Annotated in this window: 3 tRNA genes; all 3 read left to right on the top strand. The window is 54.2% G+C overall.

Going from position 1 to position 253, the window contains the following annotated elements:
- Window positions 1-3 precede the first annotated feature (3 nt).
- The 3 genes from C161_RS27130 to C161_RS27120 all read left to right on the top strand — a co-directional run bounded on the left by C161_RS27130 (window position 4) and on the right by C161_RS27120 (window position 251).
- Window positions 4-79, top strand: a tRNA-Lys gene (locus C161_RS27130).
- 6 nt (window positions 80-85) lie between these two features.
- Window positions 86-166: transfer RNA gene (locus C161_RS27125), tRNA-Leu, on the top strand.
- Window positions 167-176: 10 nt separating this feature from the next.
- Window positions 177-251 (top strand) — tRNA-Gly (locus tag C161_RS27120).
- The last annotated feature ends 2 nt before the right edge of the window (window positions 252-253 follow it).

Here is a 253-nt window from a genome sequence, read left to right as displayed (position 1 = left end):
TATGAGTCATTAGCTCAGTTGGTAGAGCACCTGACTTTTAATCAGGGTGTCGAAGGTTCGAGCCCTTCATGACTCACCATCATATGCGCGTGTGGCGGAATTGGCAGACGCACTAGACTTAGGATCTAGCGTCTTTGACGTGGGGGTTCAAGTCCCTCCACGCGCATCCTTTATTTGCGGAAGTGGCTCAGCGGTAGAGCATCGCCTTGCCAAGGCGAGGGTCGCGGGTTCGATTCCCGTCTTCCGCTCCAAT

Source organism: Paenibacillus sp. FSL R5-192 (assembly GCF_000517845.1).
GTDB lineage: Bacteria > Bacillota > Bacilli > Paenibacillales > Paenibacillaceae > Paenibacillus > Paenibacillus amylolyticus.
The sequence above is the reverse complement of the archived record's forward strand: the minus strand, read 5'-3'. Positions and strand labels throughout refer to the sequence as shown.